This window comes from Amycolatopsis sp. ATCC 39116 (genome assembly GCF_000231075.2).
Lineage (GTDB): Bacteria > Actinomycetota > Actinomycetes > Mycobacteriales > Pseudonocardiaceae > Amycolatopsis_E > Amycolatopsis_E tucumanensis.
Window position 1 is genome coordinate 22,787 of the sequence record NZ_AFWY03000075.1, and the last position, 6,587, is coordinate 29,373.

Sequence of the window (6,587 nt, forward strand, 5' to 3'; positions counted from 1 at the left end):
CCCGGGGAACACCGATGTGACAGCTTGACTTATATTCCTCGACGGTTATATTCCTCGTATGGCATCAACGTTCGAGGTCCTCGCCGAGCCGCGGCGGCGCGAGATCCTCGACCTGCTCCGCACGTCGGAGCGTCCGGTCGGGGACCTCGTGGAGCGCCTGCGCCTCACCCAGCCCGCGGTGTCCAAGCACCTCAAGGTGCTGCGCGAGGCGGGGCTGGTCGAGGTTCGGCAGGACGCGCAACGCCGCTGGTACCGGCTGCGCCCGGAGCCGCTCGCCGAGATCGACGCCTGGCTGGCCCCCTACCGGCGCATGTGGGACGCCAGCCTGGACGCCCTCGAACGCCACCTGGACTCGATGGAGGACCCGAGGTGACCGAATTCCGCACCATCGCAGGGAAACCCGTGCTGCGCTTCGAACGTCGCCTGCGGCACCGGCCCGAGAAGGTCTGGCGAGCCGTCACCGACCCGGCCGAACTGGCGCACTGGTTCCCGGCGCGCGTCGAGACCGAGGCGCGGATCGGCGCGCCGATCCGGTTCGTCTTCCCCGACGAGGCGCCCGTCGACGACGGCGGCACCGGCGAGGTCCTCGAATTCGACCCGCCGAAGGTGTTCACCTTCACCTGGAACCTCGACGTCCTGCGGTTCGAGCTGCTGCCGGACGGTGACGGCTGCCTGCTGGTCTTCACCCAGACGATCGGCGGCGGCGACATCGGGCGGCTGTCCGCCGGACGGAACGCGATCGGCTGGGACACCTGCCTCGGCGCACTGACCGCACGGCTGGACGGCGCCGACGCGCCCCCGCCGCCGGACTGGCTGACCGCGATGGAGCACTACATCGACCAGTTCGGCCTCGGCGAGGGCTCGGCGCACGAGACGGCCGCCGGGTACGAGCTGCGGTTCGCCCGCGACCTGGTCTGGAAACCGGCCGCGGAGATCTGGCGGCTGCTCACCGAGGACTCCCCGGTCGAACCCGGCGGCCCGCCGCCACTGCGCGCCACCAACGGCTACGTGCCCGCGGGGAAGGTCGTCACCGCGTCCGCGCCGCACGTCCTGGAGTACGAGTGGCTGCACGACGGCGCACCCGCGGGCCGCGTCCGGTTCGAAATCGTCGCCGACGCCGAACTCGGCACCCGGATCGAGCTCACGCAGACGGTCCCGTTCGCGCTGAAGCACCTGCGGGCCGAGCTGCTGGCCGCCTGGCACACCCACCTGGAGCTGTTCTTCGCCGCCACCTTCGGCGAGATCCGCTGCCCGTGGCCCGAGGAGCGCACGGCCCTGCTGACCAAACGCTACGAGGAGTCGGTGCGGTAACCGACCTCGGCGAACTGCGCCGCCAGCCGGAAGGCCGCGCCACGCTCGTCTTCGAGCGCCACCTGAAGCACCTGCCGGAGAAGGTGTGCCAGGCCGCCTCGACCTCGGCGACGTCACGAAACTGACGTGTGGGAACGCGCCGAGCAGCTGGCAGGCTGACACCGTTCGCTCGCCGTTCACCCGCAGGCCGTCCGCGCCGCCTAGCTTGTCGATCATGACGAAACCGGTGTCCCGGCGTGCGGTGCTCGGCGGCGCCGTCGCGCTCGCCGCCCTCGGTGGCGGGACCGCCAGCGCCTCCCGAGCCCCGCGCGTGCTGATCGCGACCAACGAACCCTGGGGCACCTACCACGTCAAACCCCTGCTGGCCGAGGCCGCGCGGCGCGGCTGGCGGCTGACCCAGCTGGTCCCGGACCTGACCGGCGTCACCCCGGGCGACCCGGTTCCGGTCGCGACCCCGGACACCGCGCCGCGGGCGGACCTGCTCGTCGTCACCGGCGCCGGGGACTGGCCCGCCGACTGCGCGGCCCGCTTCCGGAAGCTGCCGCTCGTCGCCAGTTCGCTCGCCTACCAGCAGCCGGTCCGGGCCGCGCGGGCGAAGGAGCTGCACCCGCGGCTGATCACGTCGTCCTCCCCCGCCGAGGCCCGCGCGTTCGGCGCCTACCTCGGCACGCACCGCCGCATCAAGGTCGTCGGCTCGCCGCAGACCGACGGCCTGCCCGAGCGCGAGCCGGAGCCGGGCCTCGTCCTCGTGCTCACCAGCGTCACCCACCCGGACGGCACCGGTTCCGCGGCGCCCGGCACCGAACTGCTGCTCGCGTCGGCGGAGAAACTCGCGGCGGCAGGCAAGCGGATCCTCGTCGGCCTGCACCCGCGCGAGAACCGCGCCTTGTGGGACCGCTACGAGATCAGCGACGTCCCGTCCGTGCAGGCCTCGGCACGCGCCGAAGCAGCCATCGGCATCCCGGGCACGGTGTTCCCGCTGGTCACCGCCGTCGGCACGCCGGTGGTCGGGGTGACCGACCCGGCCCTGACCGTGCCGGACTACCTGCTCTCGGTGTGCTCGTCGACCGTTTCGGACGCCGCGCAGGCGGTGGCGGCGGTCGACTCGGCGCGGCTGCCGGACGCGAAGACCCTGGCCGACGCGGTCGGGCCGGTGGGCGGATCTGCCCGGCGGCTGCTCGACGCCTGGTCGCGGTTCGCCAGGTGAGGTTCACGCCACACACGCGCCCCTTGCGCAGTAGATAGGCTCCCGTCATGAGCAGCGCGACGGAGCCGATCGGGACGCCTCCGGCGGAGGAGCCGGACATCCACACCACGGCCGGGAAGCTGGCCGACCTGTACCGCCGGAACGACGAGGCGGTGCACGCCGGGTCCGCCCGTGCCGTGGAGCGTCAGCACGCGAAGGGCAAGAAGACCGCCCGCGAGCGGATCGACCTGCTGCTCGATCCCGGCTCGTTCGTCGAGCTCGACGAGCTGGCGCGGCACCGGTCGACCAACTTCGGGCAGGAGAAGAACCGCCCGTACGGCGACGGTGTGGTGACCGGGTACGGCACCATCGACGGCCGCCCGGTGTGCGTGTTCAGCCAGGACGTGACCGTGTTCGGCGGTTCGCTCGGCGAGGTCTACGGCGAGAAGATCGTCAAGGTGATGGACCTGGCCATCAAGACCGGCCGCCCGATCATCGGCATCAACGAGGGCGGCGGCGCGCGCATCCAGGAGGGCGTGGTCTCGCTCGGCCTGTACGGCGAGATCTTCACCCGCAACGTGAAGGCCTCCGGCGTCGTCCCGCAGATCTCGCTCATCATGGGCGCCAACGCGGGCGGGCACGTCTACTCCCCCGCGCTCACCGACTTCATCGTGATGGTCGACCAGACCTCGCACATGTTCATCACCGGTCCGGACGTCGTGAAGACCGTGACCGGCGAAGAGGTGACGTTCGAGGAGCTGGGCGGCGCCCGGACGCACAACACCAAGTCGGGCAACGCGCACTACCTCGGCACCGACGAGGAGGACGCGATCGCCTACGTCAAGGAGCTGCTGTCCTTCCTGCCGTCGAACAACCTGTCCGAGCCGCCGGTGTTCGACTCGCCGGAGCCGACCGACGGGTCCATCGCCGACGGCGTCACCGAGTCCGACCTCGAGCTGGACACCCTGATCCCGGACTCGCCGAACCAGCCCTACGACATGCACGAGGTCATCACCCGCGTGCTCGACGACGGCGAGTTCCTGGAGGTCCAGGAGCTGTTCGCGCCGAACGTGATCGTCGGGTTCGGCCGGGTCGACGGGCACGCGGTCGGCGTGGTCGCCAACCAGCCGACGCAGTTCGCCGGCTGCCTCGACATCGACGCCTCGGAGAAGGCGGCGCGGTTCGTGCGGACCTGCGACGCGTTCAACGTGCCGGTGCTGACCTTCGTCGACGTGCCAGGCTTCCTGCCGGGCACCGACCAGGAGTGGAACGGCATCATCCGCCGCGGCGCGAAGCTGATCTACGCCTACGCCGAGGCGACGGTCCCGCTGGTCACGGTCATCACGCGCAAGGCCTACGGCGGCGCCTACGACGTCATGGGCTCCAAGCACCTCGGCGCGGACATCAACCTGGCGTGGCCGACCGCGCAGGTCGCGGTGATGGGCGCCCAGGGCGCGGCCAACATCGTGCACCGCAAGACGCTCGCCAAGGCCGCCGAGGAGGGCAAGGACGTCGAGGCGCTGCGGGCCGAGCTGATCCAGGAGTACGAGGACACGCTGCTCAACCCGTACGAGGCGGCCGAGCGCGGTTACGTCGACTCGGTGATCGTGCCGTCGCACACGCGCGGGCACGTGGCGCGGGCGCTGTCCATGCTGCGTGACAAGCGCGAGACGCTGCCGCCCAAGAAGCACGGCAACATCCCGCTGTAAGGGGGAGCGATGAGCGAGTCCGAAGAGACCCCACCCGCCCGGCCGTTGCTGCGCATCGTGCGCGGCGACCCGAGCGAGGCCGAGCTGGCGGCGCTGACCGCCGTGGTGGCCGCGGCCGCTTCCGCACCCGGCGACGAGCCGGAGAAGCCGGAGCGGACCTCGTTCTGGGCCGACCGCGCCGCCCTGGTGCGGCAGCCGTTGCCGCAGCCGGGTTCGGGCGTCTGGCGGGCTTCGGCCTGGCCGCGTTGAGTTCTTAGTTCTGCGCCGGTGGGCCTGCCCACCGGCGCAGAGCGTCCGGCTAAGCAGCCAGTTCCAGCTCGCGGGGGCGCACTCCGGCGTGCTTGTGCAGCGTCAGCAACCGCACGGTGCCTGCCAGTCCCATCACGAGAGCCACCAGGAATGACAGCCGGTAGGCCAGCGGCCCGGGCACCCCGTGCCGCAGCAGTTCGTCCAGCAGCAGGCCGGCCCCCAGCTCGGCGACCACCGCGAAGGTGAACCCGCCCATGTTGGCCACGCCGCTCGCGACCCCGGCCTGGTGCCCGTGGTTGGCCGAGCGCGCCAGGTCGAAGGCCAGCATGCTCACCGCGCCCGCCGCGCCGATCAGGAACAGCACCGGCCCGAGCACGGCCACCGGCAGCGGTCCAGGCACCACGACCAGCACCGCCCAGCACACCAGGCTCACCACCGCGGCCGTCGCGACCATCGGCCCGCGCACGCCGGGCCGCCGAGAAGCCAGCTGACCGGCGAACGTCCCGGCCAGCACGAACCCGCCCACCACCACGGTCAGCAACGCGCTCGCCGCCGCCGGGGTCCGGCCCTGCGCGTGCACCAGGTACGGCTGGCCGAGCACCGCGGTGAACGTGACGAACGCGCCCATCAACGTGAAGTGCGTCCACATCGCGTGCCGCGTGCCGCGATTGCGCCACGCGTGCCTCAGGCTGACCCGCAACGGTTCCCGCGGCTCCTCGCGCACGGTCGCCGACGGGCCGTCCCGCAGCGCGACACCGACCGCGACCAGCAGCACCGCCGTGATCACGCCGGCCACCAGGAACGCGGGCGTCCACCCGAACCCGGTGAGCAGTGCGGCCAGCGGCGCGGTCGCGATCAGCTGGCCGAGCCCGCCGATCATCCCGGTGAGCGCCGCGACCAGCGCGTACCGGCGGCCGGGGAACCAGTTGTGCGCGAGCCGCAGCACGTTGACGAACAGGAACGCGTCACCGGCGCCGATCAGCGCCCGGCCCGCCATCGCCGCCGGGTAGGCCGTGGCCAGCGCGAACACGATCGACCCCGCCGCCATCAGCGCCATCCCGAGCGCGAGCAGGCGCCGCGGCCCGAACCGGTCGGCGGCCGCGCCGACGGGCACCTGCAGCAACGCGTAGAGCACGAGCTGCACCACGGAGAACGCGGCCAGCCCGGTCGCGTCGATCGAGAACCGCTCCTGCGCGGTGAGCCCGGCGACCGACAGGCTCATCCGGTGGAACAACGCGGTCAGGTAGCACAGCGCCCCCAGCCCCCACATCAGCCAAGCCCTGCCCGCGGCCACCGGATCACCTCCTGTTGCATCTATCTTGTATCTATCAGCCTCCTGGCTACGATGCGCCCATGTCAACGAGGGACCGCTCACAGGCGGCCGGCGACCGGGCCTACCAGTGGACCAAGGACCGCATCCTGGACGGCCGTCTCGAAGGCGGGAGGCTGATCAGCGAGGGCGAGGTCGCCGAGGCGCTGGAGCTGTCCCGCACCCCGGTGCGCGAGGCGTTCCTGCGGCTGTCCGCCGAGGGCTTGCTGCGGCTGTACCCGAAGCGCGGCGCGCTGGTCGTCCCGGTGTCGCCGAACGAGGTGCACGACATCGCCGAGGCCCGGATCTTCCTGGAGCGCCACGCGGCCACGAAGATCATCGCCGCGGGGACGCACCGCGAGGTCGCCACGAAGATGCGTGCCGTGCTCGACGAACAGCGGGCCGTGTCGATGCCCGAGCACACCGCCCGTTTCACCCAGCTCGACCGGGAGTTCCACGCGACGCTCGTCGAGGCCGCGGGCAACGCCCTGTTCGCCGAGTTCTACTCCGGCCTGCGCGACCGCCAGCTGCGCATGGTCAACACCGCGCTGCGCGACAACACGGTGCGCCCGCCGATCATCCTCACCGAGCACGAGCGCATCTGCGACCTGCTCGCCGACGGTGACGCCGAGGGCCTGCAGACCCTGATCGGCAACCACATCGCCGCCGTCCGGGACGAAGCCGCGCACTGACGCCGCTGCGCCGGCCCGCCGATCGACCGCCGCTGCGCCAGCCCGCCAGGCGACCCGGCGCACCATCCCGCCAGTCGACCCGCCGCGCCACCGCGCCAGGCGACCCGCCGCGCCACCCCGCCAAGGCGACC

The 6,587-nt window shown here is 72.2% G+C and carries 7 protein-coding genes; 6 read left to right on the forward strand and 1 reads right to left on the reverse strand.

The genetic code is table 11. The features are described 5' to 3' along the window. Window positions 1–58: 58 nt before the first annotated feature. The 5 genes from AMY39116_RS0339165 to AMY39116_RS0339190 all read left to right on the forward strand — a co-directional run bounded on the left by AMY39116_RS0339165 (window position 59) and on the right by AMY39116_RS0339190 (window position 4,455). A complete protein-coding gene (locus tag AMY39116_RS0339165) occupies window positions 59–373 on the forward strand; it encodes a helix-turn-helix transcriptional regulator (RefSeq protein ID WP_020423046.1) in 315 nt (104 codons plus the stop codon). Next, entirely contained in the window at window positions 370–1,311 is a 942-nt protein-coding gene (locus AMY39116_RS0339170) for an SRPBCC family protein (protein WP_020423047.1), read from the forward strand. The genes AMY39116_RS0339165 and AMY39116_RS0339170 overlap by 4 nt, the downstream gene beginning before the upstream one ends. Before the next feature lie 214 nt (window positions 1,312–1,525). Then, a complete protein-coding gene (locus AMY39116_RS0339180; RefSeq protein WP_027936622.1) occupies window positions 1,526–2,518 on the forward strand; it encodes a hypothetical protein in 993 nt (330 codons plus the stop codon). 47 nt (window positions 2,519–2,565) lie between these two features. Continuing rightward, window positions 2,566–4,206: an acyl-CoA carboxylase subunit beta gene (locus AMY39116_RS0339185; RefSeq protein WP_017986835.1), complete on the forward strand. Its 1,641-nt coding sequence runs from the start codon at window positions 2,566–2,568 to the stop codon at window positions 4,204–4,206. A gap of 9 nt (window positions 4,207–4,215) precedes the next feature. Continuing rightward, complete coding sequence (locus AMY39116_RS0339190; RefSeq protein ID WP_020423049.1) at window positions 4,216–4,455, forward strand: acyl-CoA carboxylase epsilon subunit; 240 nt, start codon at window positions 4,216–4,218, stop codon at window positions 4,453–4,455. 49 nt (window positions 4,456–4,504) lie between these two features. Here the strand turns inward: AMY39116_RS0339190 and AMY39116_RS0339195 are convergent, their stop codons facing one another. After that, on the reverse strand, window positions 4,505–5,749 hold the full coding sequence (locus tag AMY39116_RS0339195; RefSeq protein ID WP_235716316.1) for a nitrate/nitrite transporter: 1,245 nt from the start codon (window positions 5,747–5,749) through the stop codon (window positions 4,505–4,507). 59 nt (window positions 5,750–5,808) lie between these two features. Between AMY39116_RS0339195 and AMY39116_RS0339200 the strand changes: the two genes are divergently transcribed. Further along, a complete protein-coding gene (locus AMY39116_RS0339200; protein WP_020423051.1) occupies window positions 5,809–6,456 on the forward strand; it encodes a GntR family transcriptional regulator in 648 nt (215 codons plus the stop codon). Window positions 6,457–6,587 lie beyond the last annotated feature (131 nt).